Annotated in this window: 10 protein-coding genes and 1 tRNA gene; 4 read left to right on the top strand and 7 right to left on the bottom strand. The window is 64.9% G+C overall.

Annotation, left to right across the window (positions count from 1 at the left end; genetic code table 11):
• Nucleotides 1-6: 6 nt before the first annotated feature.
• A tRNA-Thr gene (locus tag NKH05_RS17185) sits at nucleotides 7-82 on the top strand.
• A gap of 6 nt (nucleotides 83-88) precedes the next feature.
• Here the strand turns inward: NKH05_RS17185 and NKH05_RS17180 are convergent.
• Nucleotides 89-733 carry a LysE family translocator gene (locus NKH05_RS17180; protein WP_353025794.1) on the bottom strand — a complete coding sequence of 215 codons (645 nt, stop codon included), beginning with the start codon at nucleotides 731-733 and terminating at the stop codon, nucleotides 89-91.
• Nucleotides 734-1,032: 299 nt separating this feature from the next.
• On the bottom strand, nucleotides 1,033-3,717 hold the full coding sequence (locus tag NKH05_RS17175) for an ATP-binding protein (protein ID WP_353025793.1): 2,685 nt from the start codon (nucleotides 3,715-3,717) through the stop codon (nucleotides 1,033-1,035).
• A gap of 333 nt (nucleotides 3,718-4,050) precedes the next feature.
• On the opposite strand from NKH05_RS17175, the gene NKH05_RS17170 reads away from it, so the two are divergent.
• On the top strand, nucleotides 4,051-4,221 hold the full coding sequence (locus NKH05_RS17170) for a hypothetical protein (RefSeq protein WP_023717857.1): 171 nt from the start codon (nucleotides 4,051-4,053) through the stop codon (nucleotides 4,219-4,221).
• Nucleotides 4,222-4,247: 26 nt separating this feature from the next.
• Here the strand turns inward: NKH05_RS17170 and NKH05_RS17165 are convergent, their stop codons facing one another.
• The 5 genes from NKH05_RS17165 to NKH05_RS17145 all read right to left on the bottom strand — a co-directional run bounded on the left by NKH05_RS17165 (nucleotide 4,248) and on the right by NKH05_RS17145 (nucleotide 11,180).
• Nucleotides 4,248-5,837, bottom strand: a complete 1,590-nt coding sequence (locus NKH05_RS17165; RefSeq protein ID WP_352590803.1) for an indolepyruvate oxidoreductase subunit beta family protein — start codon at nucleotides 5,835-5,837, stop codon at nucleotides 4,248-4,250.
• Complete coding sequence (locus tag NKH05_RS17160; protein ID WP_352590801.1) at nucleotides 5,830-7,983, bottom strand: thiamine pyrophosphate-dependent enzyme; 2,154 nt, start codon at nucleotides 7,981-7,983, stop codon at nucleotides 5,830-5,832. The genes NKH05_RS17165 and NKH05_RS17160 overlap by 8 nt, the downstream gene beginning before the upstream one ends.
• 45 nt (nucleotides 7,984-8,028) lie before the next feature.
• Complete coding sequence (locus NKH05_RS17155; RefSeq protein WP_352483276.1) at nucleotides 8,029-8,505, bottom strand: MarR family winged helix-turn-helix transcriptional regulator; 477 nt, start codon at nucleotides 8,503-8,505, stop codon at nucleotides 8,029-8,031.
• The gene (locus NKH05_RS17150) at nucleotides 8,505-10,076 is read right to left on the bottom strand and encodes a phytoene desaturase family protein (protein ID WP_352483277.1); all 1,572 of its coding nucleotides are present in this window, start codon (nucleotides 10,074-10,076) and stop codon (nucleotides 8,505-8,507) included. The genes NKH05_RS17155 and NKH05_RS17150 overlap by 1 nt, the downstream gene beginning before the upstream one ends.
• 312 nt (nucleotides 10,077-10,388) lie before the next feature.
• A complete protein-coding gene (locus tag NKH05_RS17145; protein WP_352791874.1) occupies nucleotides 10,389-11,180 on the bottom strand; it encodes a cyclase family protein in 792 nt (263 codons plus the stop codon).
• A 120-nt stretch (nucleotides 11,181-11,300) separates the two neighbouring features.
• On the opposite strand from NKH05_RS17145, the gene NKH05_RS17140 reads away from it, so the two are divergent.
• Together NKH05_RS17140 and NKH05_RS17135 are read left to right on the top strand one after the other, a co-directional pair.
• Nucleotides 11,301-12,875 (top strand): phytoene desaturase family protein, encoded by a 1,575-nt coding sequence (locus NKH05_RS17140; RefSeq protein WP_352791875.1) that lies wholly within the window; start codon nucleotides 11,301-11,303, stop codon nucleotides 12,873-12,875.
• Nucleotides 12,876-12,983: 108 nt separating this feature from the next.
• Complete coding sequence (locus NKH05_RS17135) at nucleotides 12,984-14,510, top strand: ABC transporter substrate-binding protein (RefSeq protein WP_353025792.1); 1,527 nt, start codon at nucleotides 12,984-12,986, stop codon at nucleotides 14,508-14,510.
• The last annotated feature ends 15 nt before the right edge of the window (nucleotides 14,511-14,525 follow it).

The raw sequence follows: 14,525 nt of genomic DNA, 5'->3' as shown, positions 1-14,525 counted from the left end.
TCCCGGGCCGCTTTAGCTCAGTTGGTAGAGCACATCATTCGTAATGATGGGGTCAGGTGTTCGAGTCACCTAAGCGGCACCAAACGATTTACCCGCGCGCCTCCTTCAACCAGCGCTCAGCCGAGTGGAAAGGCCGACGCCGCCGAGACGAGGGCGAGCATTGCCAGCACGACCCCCGCCGCCCGGCAGATGACCCGATGATGCCGCATCGCGGCAGCGCGCACGACCGGACGCGAAAGGGCGACGGCCAGAAATCCGTACCAGCCAATGTCGATGATGGCGACGATGGCCGCGACCTGTTCGAATTCCGGATCGGCAGCATCAGCCCCATGAAGGTGACGGCAAAGAAAGTGGCGGTTTCAGGCGAGAGAATGCTGATGAGAAACCCGCCGGCAAACAATCCGGCCTGTCGTCTCTGAGGCTCGTCGCCGACGGCCGGCGGCGCCGTTCTGGCGATGCGCAGGGCCATCCAGCCAAGGACCGCCGCACCAGCGATCTTGACCGCCGGCACCGACAGCGACCCGGAAAGATGAACGGCGCCCAATGCCACCAGGACCGCCAGCACGGCGGTTCCGGCGCCGATCCCGGCCACGAGCGGAACCGTCCTGCCAAAGCCGTGCAGGGAGGCAAGGCTGCCGGTCGCGAGCCCGATCGGGCCTGGCGTGATCATGATCACCGTATATGCCGCCAGGAATTGCAGCATGGCCGTCGACGGCAGAAGCGAATTTGACATTGCAGCCTCCCGTTTGTGGCGTCGATCACAGAGCGGCGAGGAATTCCGTCGCGCCCCAGCCGCCGGACGCCGGCGGCGGTTCCCCGCACCGCCGCCGTTGCCCGCCTTCTCCCCCGGATCGTGAAGGCGTCGTGGTGTTGGGAGGTCCATCCACGCTGCGAGCAGAAGCCTACGCGGAGCGGCGGGCATGCAAATCGGTACCGCCACCCATTTTTAGGCGGTCGATTTCCCAGTTTTCGCGGAGATTTCGCTGCGGGAACTACCCAGAGCCTGTTCCATCCCGACAGAATCAGCTGGAATCATGGTCCCGTCTGGTGCGGTTCCAACGGATGGGTGCCGGTCAGGAGCCACGGCTCGCCGCGCAGCCGCAGGAGGATTTCCATGCGGTTTGCGGCGTTGAGCTTGCCGAGCAGCGAGGAGACGTGATGCTCGATCGTGCGGGGCGAGCGCGACAAATGTCGCGCGACTTCCTTGTTGCTGATGCCCTGGGCGATCAGGGCGAGCACCTGCTGCTCGTGCTGTGTCAGGCCGAGTGGATGGCGACGGGCCGCCGCATAGGGTCCGCGCTGCACCTTCGGCAGCAGGCCTGACAGGCCCTGACGCTGCGCGAGCTTGCGCGCCAGCGCTGCGGCCGCGGGCGCGTCGATCTCGTCCAGCATCGCCACGGCGCGAGCGAGCGCCGTTCCGGCATCCGCCCCACGAACCTGCATAAGGGCAAGTGCTGCCTCGTAGGGCAGCGAGAAACGCGTCCACTCCGCCGCGGCGGCCTGCGGGTCGCCGACAAGCTCGGCGGACCAGGGCGACGGTATGGGCGCCGATAGCGCCGGCAGCGATCCGGGCATTCCGCATCGACGCCACCAGACCGACAATTCGCCAAGGTCCCTGGGGCGGAAATTGTCGAGGTTCATGGCCGCCAGCTCGGTAAGCTGCGCGTGGCCGGCGCCGATATCCTCGGCAAGCCAGGCCGCCTCCGTCAGCGCCAGGCGAACCGGGACGATACGCTGCGGCTCGCCGGTCGTCTGCCCCTCCGCAAGGGCCCGCTGCAAAAGGTCGACGCCGTCGGTCTCGCCCAGCCTTACGCGGACCGTGCCAAGCACGGTGAGCGCCGGCAAGTGCATCACCATCGGCAGGCGCTCCACATTCATGACGCCCTGAGCGATGGTTGCGGCCTCGCGAAACCGGCCCTGTTCCATGCAAAGCTGCGCCTGCCGGCCGAGCAGGTATTGCGCCGCCGAATCGAGGTCGTGCCTGGTGCAGAATGCGATGCCTTCGGCCAGCAGCCGCTCCGCCAGCTCGAAGTCCTTGGCCACCACCGCGCATTCCGCAAAGTTCGTATAGGCCCGCGCCGCATGGTCGTGGAGCCCGTGCTCGAGCGCCAGGGCAAGGCTTTCCTCCAGCCGCTCACGGCCGCCGGGACGGTCGGCGAACATGAGCGCGGTGCCGACATTGTTGAGGGCGTGAACGCGCGTCTCGACCTCACCCAGCCGATCGGCCAGGCTGATCGCGCGCTCGCCCCATTCGATCGCCTCGTCGAAACGATAGTGCAGCATGTGGAGCTGCGAGCGTGTGCTGTAGGCCATTGCCACTTCGGGACCCGGCGGCAGCCTTTCCACTTCATGCACGGCCTGGTCCGCATACTCTTCCGCCTGCGGGCCTTCGCCGCGCCGCCAGTGCAGCCGCGACAGCCAGCGCAAATTGAGCCCTATCTTGTCGACCCGGTCCAGCTGCCGCCAGATGGCGATGGCGCGATGCCGGGCCTCGATGATGGCATCATAGACAAGCAGTGCCAGGCCGGCCTCGTAGGCCCAGTCCTCGTGCAACTGCGCGGCCAGTTCCGGCGGGGCTTGGTCGACATATCTGAGTGCGGTCGCCAGATGCGAGGCCGCCTCCCGGTGCGCGCCCAGGCGGGCGGCCTGCCGGGCGGCGAGCGGCGCGAGTTCGAGCACGCGTTCGCCATTGTCGGCGCCGCCGGCGTGATGGACGCGGCGCGAAAGCAGAGCGCTTGCCTGCGACGCCGGAACTTCAGAGAGTGCCGCTTCGACCTTGGAATGGAGCGAGCGTTGCAGAGAGAGGGAGAGCCGGTCGAGCGTCGCCTCCCTGGCAAGCTCGTGGCGAAATGTCAGCGCGCCCTGATCGTCCCGCCGCAGCAATCCACGGTCGACGCATCGATCCACCAGCGCTTCGGTCTCGTCCCCGAGAAGGGCCCGGATCAGCCACGGCTCAACGCTGCCCGGCATGATGCTCATGACCTCCAGCACGTCGCGCTCTCCAGGCGTCAGGCGCGACAGGCGGGACCACACCGCGTCGCGTATGGAATCGGGCACGCGCGCCGATTCGGTCTCGCTGCTGGACAGGAGCTCGGTAACGAAGAAGGGATTGCCCTCAGTAATGCGGTAAAGCCCGTCGGCGGAACGGCCGGCCTGTTCGGCCAGCATCGTAACCGCCTGGGGAGACAGCGGTTTAAGCGTCACGCGGCGTACGGAGGCGGCGGGAAGATCGCCGAGCACGTGGGTCAGCGGGTGATCGGCGTTCAAGTCCTCTCTGCGCATGCTGAGCACCAGCATGGTGCGGAGCAGGGAGACGCGGCGACCGAGATATCTTACGAGGTCGAGCGTCGCATTATCCGCCCAATGCATGTCCTCGAAGATGAGCACGGTCGTGCCCTTGGCGCGCTGCAGCGCGTTCAGCAATGCCGGGAAAAGCCGCTCCGGGGCTGCGGTCTCCTCAAGCAGCGCTGCCACGCGCGGGTCGAGCAAGTGCGCCATGTCCTGGAGAGGGCCCAATGGACGCGGCGTGAAGAGCGCCTCGCACCAGCCCCACAGCACCCGGCAGTCCCGGTCGGCGTTTTCCGCGAATTCGCGCAGCAGAGAGGTCTTGCCTAGGCCCGCCTCGCCATGCACCAGCACGGTCCCACCATGTCCGGCAGCAGCTCTCTCGGCCGCGGCCAACAAAGCTCCAAGTGGGTCCTCTCGCTCAAGCAGCATCAAACCCGCGCCTCCAGAATATTGAAGGTACAACAGTAGGCAATGAGTGCAACACGCTCATTTCACATGACCTCACATGACCGCGGCGATTTGGCAAATCACCCCTGGGAAGCGGGCGTTATTTTGTCCCGGAGCCGATATGTTTGCTGCTGCCATAGGCATGAAGACTACAAAACAGGCAGACAACCAAGGCGGCGACAAGACCTAGCGAAGCGGGCTGGATAGCCTCACGTCCGTGATGATAGCGTGAAAGAAACGCGTTCCATCGATCCAGCCCAAAGCCTATCTCATCGTCGGCCGTTCCGGCCTGACGTTCAACAGGGGGTGAAAATCATGGAAGAGGAAGACGATGTCCTAAGCGACCTGAGCTATGTCGCCGAAAATTTCGATGATGTGGCAAAGGAAACGATCGTCCTGGTGCTGGAGGCTGCGATCGCCGAGATCATTGGCCTCAGAATTGCCCTGCAGACTGCCGCGTCGAAGGCGACATGGGCAACAGACTGAGTTGCAGCCGGGGTTGAACGAGCGCCTCAGCTCGGCGAGGTGTCACCCAGCGACGCCACGGTTTTCAGCGCGCCGTCAAGCATGTCGCCCTTCTCGTCCTTCAGCGCGGCTTCGCGCAGGCGCCTGATCCAGTCGGCGGCGTCCGGGCGGCCCTTGACCACGTCGAGCGCCGACAGCACGCGGTCGAACTTCGACTGCGCGCGGGCATGGGTATCGCTGTAGCCTTTGATCAGCCGGCGGCAGTTGAGGATCTCCGTGCCAAGCGCGTAGTCCTGGCCGACTTGGCCGAGCGCCAGCGCATACCAGCGCTCGAGATGGGCGGTCTCGACCTTGTGGCGCAGCAGGCGGCGGCGCCAGCGGCGCAGGCCGCCGATGAACCACAATGCGGCAAAGCCGGCAAAACTGTCGGTGCGGATGTGGCGGCCGCGGTTGATGCGGCGGTCGAGGAATGCGGCGAGCTTCGGCCGGCTTTCGATATAGCTGCCGAGCCCGGCCGGCAGCGTGCCGCAGAATTCCTCAATGCGCGGATGGAAATATTCGGTCACCTGCAGGACCGAGCCGTCCTTGACGCCGACCTCGCGGCGTACGCGTCGGTCGCGGCTCGAGCGCGTCTTCAGGTCGGCGACGCGGATCATGTCGTCGTAGCACATCGCATTGGCCAAATGCTTTGCCGCGGCGATCGACAGCGCGTAGTCATGTTCGGCATTGTCCAGGACGACGGCCCGGTCTAGCCGGTCGAGATACTCGCCGCCATAGGCGATGTCCTGATAGTCGACAACCTTTTTCAGACCGCGAAGCGCCATGTCGTGCAGTGGCACAGGCAGCGCAGCGACGCGCGCCGCCAATTGTTGCCAGCCCTTCAACAGCCTTTCCGGGCCGCTGACTTCTGTCGCCGCGCCCGAGCCGGTTTCAGCGGCCGCCGGCTGTTCAGTCTTGTCGCCCGAAGGCGCACTCGCGATGCCGCGCGCCCGATCGTAGGCGGCGCCGAAGGCGGCGAGGCTGGCCTTCACACCGCGGCCGCCGGCACTGACCGCCTGCTCATAGCTCTCGCGTGTGAACGGCAAGGCATCGGAGCCGGCCAGCGCGCCGAGCAGGCTGGCCGAGATCATCGAGCCGTTGTCGGCGGCGATCTTCTCCATGTCGAAGGCGATGAAGCGCTTGGCCGCGGCTTCCGCCGTGGCATGCACCTTGGAGGACGAGGCGCGGCCGTCGCCAGGCTCGATCTTCTCCGAGACCGCGGCGATGCGGTGCGACGAGGCGATCAGCGTTGTGCGCTCCGGCGTGACGAAGCCGCGGATGATGGCGCGGCCGGCCTCCATCAGTTCGGCGGCGATCAATATATCGACGTCGCCCTGCGACGGCGACAGCGCGAAGACCGGCAGGCGGCCGGTGTCGCGGCACATTTCGACATAGTAGATGGTGGCGCCGGTGCGCTGGGCGACACCGGCAACCGAGGTTGACTGCGCGACATAGCCGTTGCGCTCGGCGACGTCGGTGATCCAGTCGGCCAGCACGCCGCCGCCCTGGCCGCCGACCGCCAGCACGGCAAGCTTGATGACGCGCTCGTCGTCCGGCGCGCCGGCCTTGGAACGGGCTGATGGGACAGCGTCAAGCATCGGCGAATGTCAGGCGCCGGCTTTCACGGCGCCGCTGCAAGAGGCCGATCATGGCGCGGCGCGCCGCTTGCAGGAAACGGTCCCGGCGGCTCGGATTGTGCACCACGTCGGCGCGGTAAAAGGACGGGCAGAGCACCGCCGCGTCGGCAACCTCGCCGCAATTGCCACAGCCGACGCAGCTCTCGTCGATATGCGCCACCGGATCGTCGCGCAGCGGGTCGTCCAGCGACTTCACCGATAGCGACGGGCAGCCGGAAAGCCGCATACAGGCGTGATCGCCAGTGCAGATATCCTCGTCGACGCCGAATTTCGGCTTGACCGTCCGCTTACCGCCCTTGATCGCCTTGTCGACCAGAGGCTTTTCGCGGCGCTGCCGGTTGAGCATGCATTCGGACGAGGCGACGATGACTTTTGGGCCCTTTTCGTCCGTCGTCAGCGCTTCGCGCAGCGCGTCTTGCATCTTGGTTACGTCGTAGGTGCGGTCGATGTGGCGCAGCCATTTGACGCCCATCCCCTTCACCGCCTCGGTAATCGGATGCTTGGTCGACTTCGTCTTGTTGCCGGCGCGGGACGACAGGATGTCCTGCCCTCCGGTCGCGGCCGAATAGAAATTGTCGACGATGACGATGACGCCGTCATTCTTGTTGAACACCGCATTGCCGATCGATGAGGTCAGGCCGTTGTGCCAGAAGCCGCCATCGCCGACGAAGGAGATCGAGCGGCGCCTGGCATCGGGCGCATTGAACGCCGAGGCGGAAGCCGGCCCCAATCCGTAGCCCATGGTGGTGGCGCCCAGCTCGAAAGGCGGCATGATCGAGAACAGGTGGCAGCCTATGTCGGAGGCGATGTGGTGCTTGCCCAGTTCCTGCTCGACCAGCTTGGTGGCGGCGAAGATCGGCCGTTCCGGGCAGCCGACGCAGAAGCCGGGCGGACGGCCCGGGACGACATTGATCAGGTCGGCCGTATCGAGCCCGTCGCCGATCTTGTTCGGCGCGCGGACCTCGCTTGGCAGCAGATGCGGGATGGTGGCGCGCAGGAATGATCCGATGCCGTCGAGCATCACCTGGCCGGTGTATTCGCCGGCCATCGGCAGATGTTCCTTGCCGACGAGCTTGGTGCCGCGCCCGGCCTTGTGCAGCATCGCGGCAAAGGCTTGCTCGATGTAATTGGGCTGGCCTTCCTCGACGACGAGGACGGCGTCCTTGCCTTCGCAGAAGGACAGGAACTCGTCATCGACCAGCGGGTAGACGGCGTTCAGCACATAGAGCGGCACGTCGGTGTCGCCATAGGTGTCGGCGAGGCCGAGCCGCTGCAGCGCCCGGATGACGGAATTGTACATGCCGCCCTGCATGACGATGCCGACCGCGCCGTGCTCCGGGCCGAAGAACTCGTTGATCTTGTTGGTGCGGATGAAATCCACCGCTGCCGGCCAGCGCTTCTGCACCTTCTCCTTCTCATGCAGGAAGGACGCGGGCGGTAGCACGATGCGGCCGGTGTCGCGGCGCGGCGCGTCGAGCGCATCGGCCACCGTCATCGCCGGGCGCTTGTTGTCCTTGGCGATGAAATGGCCGTGCACATGGCAGCAGCGGATACGGACCTGCAGCATGACCGGCGTGTTGGATATTTCCGACAGCTCGAAGCCGTCCTCTACCGCCTTGACGATCGACGGCAGGTTCGGCCGCGGGTCGAGCAACCAGACCTGGCTTTTCATGGCAAAGGCGTGGCTGCGTTCCTGCATGATCGAGGAGCCTTCGCCGTAATCCTCGCCGACGATGATCAGTGCGCCGCCGGTGACGCCGCCGGACGCCAGGTTGGCCAGCGCGTCAGACGCGACATTGGTGCCGACCGTCGACTTGAAGGTCGCCGCGCCGCGGATCGGATAGTGCACCGATGCCGCCAGCATGGCGGTGGCGGTGGCTTCCGAGGCGCTTGCCTCGAAATGCACGCCAAGCTCGCCCAGGATATCCTGCGCGTCGGCCAGCACGTCCATCAAATGGCTGATCGGCGCGCCCTGATAGCCGCCGACATAACCGACGCCGCATTGCAGCAGCGCCTTGGTGATGGCGAGGATGCCCTCGCCGGAAAACTCCTCGCCGGCACCGAGCCTGAGCTTTTCGACTTCCTTGGCAAAAGATCGTTCGGCCATTTTGAGCTCCTTCCGTTGCCGCCAGGAATCTGGCGGCGCGTAAGATCAGATGTCGTGCTTGCGAATGTTCTTCAGCATCTTCTGCAGTGTCGCGATCAGCGCCGCGTATTCGGCATCGTCGATGTCGTCGAACATGACCTCGAACGCGTCATGCATGGCCGGCCAGGCGCGCGCGAATTCGGCGCGGCCATCGTCGGTCAGGAACACGTGGCGGATACGGCTGTCGGTGACCCCCTGCTCGCGCCGGACAAACCCTTGCCCCTCCAGCGTGTCGAGCGTCCGGCTCAAGGTCGACTGCTCGATGACAGTATAGACCGACAGATCGTTGACGGTGACGCCCTCGGTGACCGACAACACGGCCAGCGTCCTCACCTGCGGAATGGTCAGGCCCTGCTTGCGGAAATTATCTCGCAAGGTGGCATTGTAGCGGCCCATGATGCGGTTCATCAGATAGGGCGCGAATTGCTGCAGGCCGATTTGGCCCAGTGTCGAGATGCGCTGGCGCACAACCTTCTGTTCCATCACAGCCTCCCCGCCAGGAGGAAGCCGGAGCCGCCACCCAAGCCAGCCCCCGGATGGGTCGAGGCGCCGATATGATAGAGGCCCTTGACGCCGGTATCGTGATTGCGGCTCGTCTTGAACGGCCGCCACAGAAACGACTGGTCGATAGCCGAGGAGCCGCCATACGGATCGCCGCCGACCAAGTTGATGTTCATCGCTTCCAGATCGGCGGGCGAATAAGCGCGGCGTGCGATGACGCTCTCCTTGAATCCTTCGATATGACTGGCAAGGATGGCTTCGGCGCGGTCGGCATAGGTTTCGCGCAGCGCCTCGGTCCAGCGGCCGTCCGCAGGTGTCTGCAGTTTGCCGGCGGCATCGCCCTTGATATGCCGTGGCGCCTCGGGCAGTTGCAACCACAGGATCGCCTTGCCATCCGGACAGCGCGAAGGATCGAGCGCATGCGGCTGGCCGACGCAGATGGTCGGCACCTCCGGTAGCATGCCGCGCACCGCCTCGTTGCAGGCCTTCGACACGCCGTCGAGCCCGGGTGTCAGATGCAGCAGCGCGACCTTGTCCAGGCCCTCGCCGCGCCATGCCGGCGGTCTGTCCAAGGCATAGTGGATCTGGAAATTGCCCTTGCCGTAGCGGTATTTTTGCGCTGCTTCGGCGTCGTCCTTTGCAGCATCCCTGCCGAGCAGCCGGTCGTAAAGCTGGGTCGGCGTGACCGAGCAGATCACGCTCTTCTTGGCGGTCACGATCTCGCCGGAAGCCAGCCGCACGCCGGTTGCACGGCCTCCGCTCTGGACGATGGCCGCGACGTCGGCGCCGGTGCGGATTTCGCCGCCACGTTCCCTGATCAGGGCTTCGAAGGCGGACAGCAGGTTCCTGGCACCGCCCTTGACGATCGGCGCGCCGGCCGCCTCAAGCGCGAAGGCGATGACCTTGGCGATCTGTCCCGAAAACGCATCTTCGGGCCCGAGGCCGGCATGCAGCACCCAGGGCGCCCACAGCGCGCGCATGGTTTCCGACTGGTAGGCGCTTTCCAGCCAGCCGCGCGCCGGCACCAGCGCGTCGCCGACAAAGGCGGCAAGGCCACGCGGGCCGCGCCGCCATGCCTCGCCCGCCAGCAGCTTTGCCGTCGGGTAAGACCACAGGCTGCCGCCGAGCAGCCCGAACAGGAGGCCGGCATTGCGCTCGATCTCGCCGACATCGCTGCCGTGCCGGTCGCCGTCGCCCGCGGCAAGCGCATTGGCCGCCGCGACATTGGCGGCGCGATCGGTGCGCAGGATGGCATGGCTGCCATCCGGACGCAGCACGCCGGTCGGCGTGGAGGTGTTGCAGAACTCCAGCCCGTGCCGCGCCAGATCCTTGCCCAGCGCCGCATAGGCCGGCGAGGTGATGAACAGAACGAAGGTCGTCGCCATCACGTCGTGGATGAAGCCGGGCGCGGTGATTTCTTCTGTGCGCATGCAGCCGCCGATGCGGTCGTTGCGCTCGAGCACCAGCACCTTCGCCCCCTTGCCGCCAAGCATCGCGGCGCAGACCAGCGCGTTGATGCCGCTGCCGACGATGATGTGATCAGGAGCGCTCATCGATGCGTGCTCCCGGTGAGCGGAAGGTGGAATTCATTTGCGCGGGTTGGCGTTCCTTCGCGCCCCCCTCTGTCCTGCCGGACATCTCCCCCACTTGGGGGGAGATCGGCTGTCACCGCGGCCTTCGCCACTCTCCAACGTCGCAGGAATGAGCGGGGCGCCGAAACTGCCAATCTCCCCCTTAGAGGGGGAGATGTCCGGCAGGACAGAGGGGGGCGCCGTAGAGCGGCAGCTTTGCAACGCTGCCGCTCCCAACCCGTCACCACAGCATTGCCTGCGCACATGATCTTCTCCCGAAGACCGCCAGTTGCCCTATTGTCTCGGCACCAGCGCCAGGGCGCGGATCGGGCTGCCGGTACCGTGCTCGATCTTGAGCGGCGCCGCGATCAGGATCGCGCCCTTCGGCGGCAGCCGGTCGAGGTTGCAAAGGCTGGCGAGGCCGTAGCGATTGGCCTTGTGCATCAGGCTGTGCGCCGGGAATGGCGGCTCCATGCCGCCGGCCTTGCCGGCATCGGTGCCGATCGTCTCGCTGCCCCAGCCCTTGATGTCCTTGCCGATCAGATACTGGATGGCTTCCGCGGTCGGGCCGGGCGTGTGAGGACCGGTCTCATTGGCGTTGAGGAACTCGGCTTCCGAGCCGTTGCGCTTATACCAGTCGGTGCGCATCACCACCCACTCGCCCGCGTTGATAACGCCATGTTCGGCTTCCCATGCCTTGATGTGATCGACGGTGAGCAGGAAATCGTGATCGGCGGCCGCTTCCTTCGAACAGTCGATGACATTGACGGGTCCGACAAAATTCTGCGCCGGAATGGTGTCGGTGGCGCCGTCCGGATAATCCTTACCGGTGATCCAGTGATTGGGCGCATCAAAATGCGTGCCTGAATGCTCGCCGAGTTTGAGCCAGTTCCACGCCCACCAAGGTCCGTTCTTGTCATAGGCGGAGATGGCGTGGATCTCGATCTTCGGCGTGTCTACCGCCAGTTCCGGCGGCAGCTTGATCAGCGGTGTGTCCGGCCCGAGCGGCGCCGTCAGGTCGACCACCTGGATGGCGCCTGAAAGAAGCTGGCCGGCGACTTCGCCGAGGAGTTGTTGCGTATCCATGGTCTCTGTTCCCTCTTTCTCGATGGTGCTGAAGGCTCTCGCGGCCCTTAATATCCTACTAGACGAAAACATATGCATCTGCAATTATCTTTAAGCATAAGGAAATGGGTTGGGTGGGATGTGAGCGAGTTCGACGCCATATTTGTCGGGGCAGGCCACAACAGTCTGGCATGCGCCGCGCATCTGGCGCTCAAAGGCTGGAAAACAGCGGTTTTCGAACGCAACGCAACGATCGGCGGCGCCGTCCAGACGCGCGAATTCACGTTGCCGGGCTTCCGGCACGATTTCGGCGCGATGAATCTGAGCCTTTTTGCCGGCTCCGCCTTTCACAAGAAATATGCAAATGAATTGAAAACCCACGGGCTGGAATTCGTGCCGGTGTCCGACTGTTTTGCCAGCGCGTTCCCCGACGGCCGCTGGTTCGGTGTCAGCAGCGATCTGGAAACGACCGCTGCACGAATGGCCGCCTTCTCCGCAATCGACGTCGCCACATGGCGCCGCTTGGTTGCGGCATTCCCGGCCGAGGCCGAGCATCTGTTCCGGCTGCTGGGCTCGCCGATGAGCGGTCGAGCGCTCGCCGGCACTGCCTGGAACCTGTGGCGCAAGAAGGGTTTTGCCGGCGCGCTCGATACCGGGCGGCTGCTGCTTTCCTCACCCCGCGCGTGGCTCGAGGAGATTTTCCAGTCGCCGCATGTCAGGGCGACGCTCGCCACCTGGGGCATGCATCTCGACTTCGCCCCCGACATCGCCGGCGGCGCGGTGTTTCCTTACCTCGAATCCATGGCCAACCAGTGCTTCGGCATGGTGCTCGGCAAGGGCGGCGCCGACACCATCATCCACGCTTTGTCGGGGATGCTCACGGCTGCCGGCGGCAAGATCGTCACTGGGGCTGACGTCGCCGAAATCACGGTGTCCGCCGGCAAGGCGACCGGCGTGCGGCTCGCTTCCGGCGAGATCCACACCGCCACCAAGGCTGTTATCGCCGGTGTCGCGCCCAAGGCGCTGATCGGGAAGCTGTTGCCTGACGGTTCGGGCGACGCCGGTTTCGACACGGCCATGAAAAACTTTCGCCACGCGCCGGGGACGATGATGATCCATCTGGCGCTCGACGATCTGCCGGATTGGCGCGCCGGCGCCGAGCTTCGGCAGTTCGCCTATGTGCATCTGTCGCCGTCGCTCGATGCCATGTCGCGGACCTATCAGCAGGCGATGTCAGGCATGCTGCCGGACGAACCGGTGCTGGTCGTCGGTCAGCCGACGGCGGTCGACACATCGCGCGCGCCCGACGGCAAGCATGTGCTGTGGGTGCAGGTGCGCATGCTGCCGGCCGAGATTGTGAGCGATGCGGCGGGCACGATCGCGGCGGCTCACTGGGACGAGGCTAGGGAGCACTACGCCGAGCGCGTCCTCGACATTATCGAGCGCTATGCGCCCGGCCTTCGCCGGAAGATCCTCGGCCGCGCCGTGTTCTCGCCCATCGACCTCGAACGCGAGAACCCCAACCTTGTCGGCGGCGACCAGATCTGCGGCAGCCATCATCTGGCGCAGAATTTCCTGTTCCGGCCGGCGCGCGGCTACGCCGGCTGGAACACGCCGGTCGGCAATCTGCATCTGACCGGGGCGGCAACATGGCCGGGCGCCGGCACTGGTGCGGGCTCGGGCTTCATGCTCGCACAACAACTTGGCGGGAGGTAAAGCCGTAATTTTCAACTAGGGTGAAGGAGGACAAGGCGCGGTTGCCCAAGGAGCCTGAACCCACCGATTGACAACGACACCGCGCATAAAAGCAACAGGGGAACGACCATGACAATCAACAGACGAGAATTGCTCGGATATGGCGCGGCCGCGCTTGGCGCTACGGCGCTCGGCCTGCCGCAAATCGCCAAGGCTGCCGGCGAACTGACCATCGCCTACAATGTCAACCTGCCGTCCTGGAACCCGACCACCGGGCCTTCGGCAGTCAACCCGACCATCCAGGGCCTTTACCAATCGGTGTTCGACCAGTTCATCCCGCAGAAGCCGGACCTTTCCTTCGCGCCCGGCCTGCTCACCGAATGGGGCTGGAACGAAGATCGCAGCAAGATCACGATGACGGTGCGCGAGGGCGTCACCTGGCATGACGGCTCGCCATTTACGGCCGAAGACGTGGTCTGGTCGCTGCAGCGGGCGGGCGATGAAAAGACCGGCAACCCGATCCAGTTCGTCTGGAAGAACGTCAACAATTTCAAGATCGACGGCAACAAGATCACCGGCGATGTCGTGCAATTCGACCCAGTGTATTTCAAATGGATGTCGTTCCTGACCGGCTACATCATGCCGAAGGCCTATTACGAAAAGGTCGGCGCCGAAGGCTTCGAGAAAGCTCCGATCGGCACCGGGCCCTATATGGTCGACAAATTCGAGCGCAACGCCTTCCTGCGTCTCAAGGCCAACCCGAACTACTGGGGCGGCAAGCCGGCCTTCGAAAACGTGACCATCAAGTTCGTCACCGATGCGGCGAGCCGCGTCGCCGAGATCGAGTCCGGTTCCTCGCAGGTTACGCTCGAAATCCCCTATGAGGAATATGACCGCCTGATCGCCAAGGACGGGCTTGCCGGCTCGTGCAAGAACGTTTCCGACATCGGCATGATCTTTTTCAACGACATCGACGTGATGCTGGACAAGAACGTGCGCCAGGCGGCGGTGATGGCGGTCGACAAGAAGCTGCTGGTCGACCGGCTGCTGCGCGGCTACGGACAGCCCATCGATACGCTGGAGACGCCGGAATACGCCGCCTACGATCCGTCGATCAAGGTCGAGCACAATCCGGAAAAGGCCAAGGAATTGCTGGCCGCATCCGGCTATTCGCCGGAAAAGCCGGTCAAGTTCACGATCCAGACGACCAAGGGCTTCAAGCCCAAGGATTACGAGATGATCCAGGCGATCGTCGGCATGTGGCGCAAGGTCGGCATCGAGGCGACGATCGAGGTCTACGAAATCGCCAAGCACTACGAGCTGCGCGCCGCCGACAAGCTGGCGCCGGCAGCCTTCTACAATTGGGGCAACGCCATCGGCGACCCCACCACTTCGACCGGCTTTGCCATGTATGGCCCGAGCCCGCATTCGGTGTGGGACAGCCAGGACTTGATCGACATGATCAACCCGCTATGGGGCGAGAAGGACGAGGCCAAGCGCATCGCCGGCTGGAAGGCCGTCGACAAATACATCGCCGAGCAGGCCTATGTGCTGCCGCTGATCCAGTATGCGCAGCCGATCGTGCATGCCAAGGGCGTCAATGTCGTGCAGCATGTGTCGGGCGCGCTGTTGCCGGCGCTGATGAGCCCGGCCTGAGATCGGCCCGGGACT

The organism is Mesorhizobium sp. M1399, from assembly GCF_040317735.1.
Classification (GTDB): Bacteria; Pseudomonadota; Alphaproteobacteria; order Rhizobiales; family Rhizobiaceae; genus Mesorhizobium.
Note: the sequence above shows the minus strand (reverse complement) of the source record. Positions and strands in the feature narration are given on the sequence as shown.

Coding starts and splice junctions, on each gene's coding strand:
- NKH05_RS17175 (WP_353025793.1), bottom strand. CDS start 3,717: ATGCTGCTTGAGCGAGAGGACCCACTTGGAGCTTTGTTGGCCGCGGCC.
- NKH05_RS17135 (WP_353025792.1), top strand. CDS start 12,984: ATGACAATCAACAGACGAGAATTGCTCGGATATGGCGCGGCCGCGCTT.
- NKH05_RS17150 (WP_352483277.1), bottom strand. CDS start 10,076: ATGAGCGCTCCTGATCACATCATCGTCGGCAGCGGCATCAACGCGCTG.
- NKH05_RS17145 (WP_352791874.1), bottom strand. CDS start 11,180: ATGGATACGCAACAACTCCTCGGCGAAGTCGCCGGCCAGCTTCTTTCA.
- NKH05_RS17170 (WP_023717857.1), top strand. CDS start 4,051: ATGGAAGAGGAAGACGATGTCCTAAGCGACCTGAGCTATGTCGCCGAA.
- NKH05_RS17155 (WP_352483276.1), bottom strand. CDS start 8,505: ATGGAACAGAAGGTTGTGCGCCAGCGCATCTCGACACTGGGCCAAATC.
- NKH05_RS17160 (WP_352590801.1), bottom strand. CDS start 7,983: ATGGCCGAACGATCTTTTGCCAAGGAAGTCGAAAAGCTCAGGCTCGGT.
- NKH05_RS17165 (WP_352590803.1), bottom strand. CDS start 5,837: ATGCTTGACGCTGTCCCATCAGCCCGTTCCAAGGCCGGCGCGCCGGAC.
- NKH05_RS17180 (WP_353025794.1), bottom strand. CDS start 733: ATGTCAAATTCGCTTCTGCCGTCGACGGCCATGCTGCAATTCCTGGCG.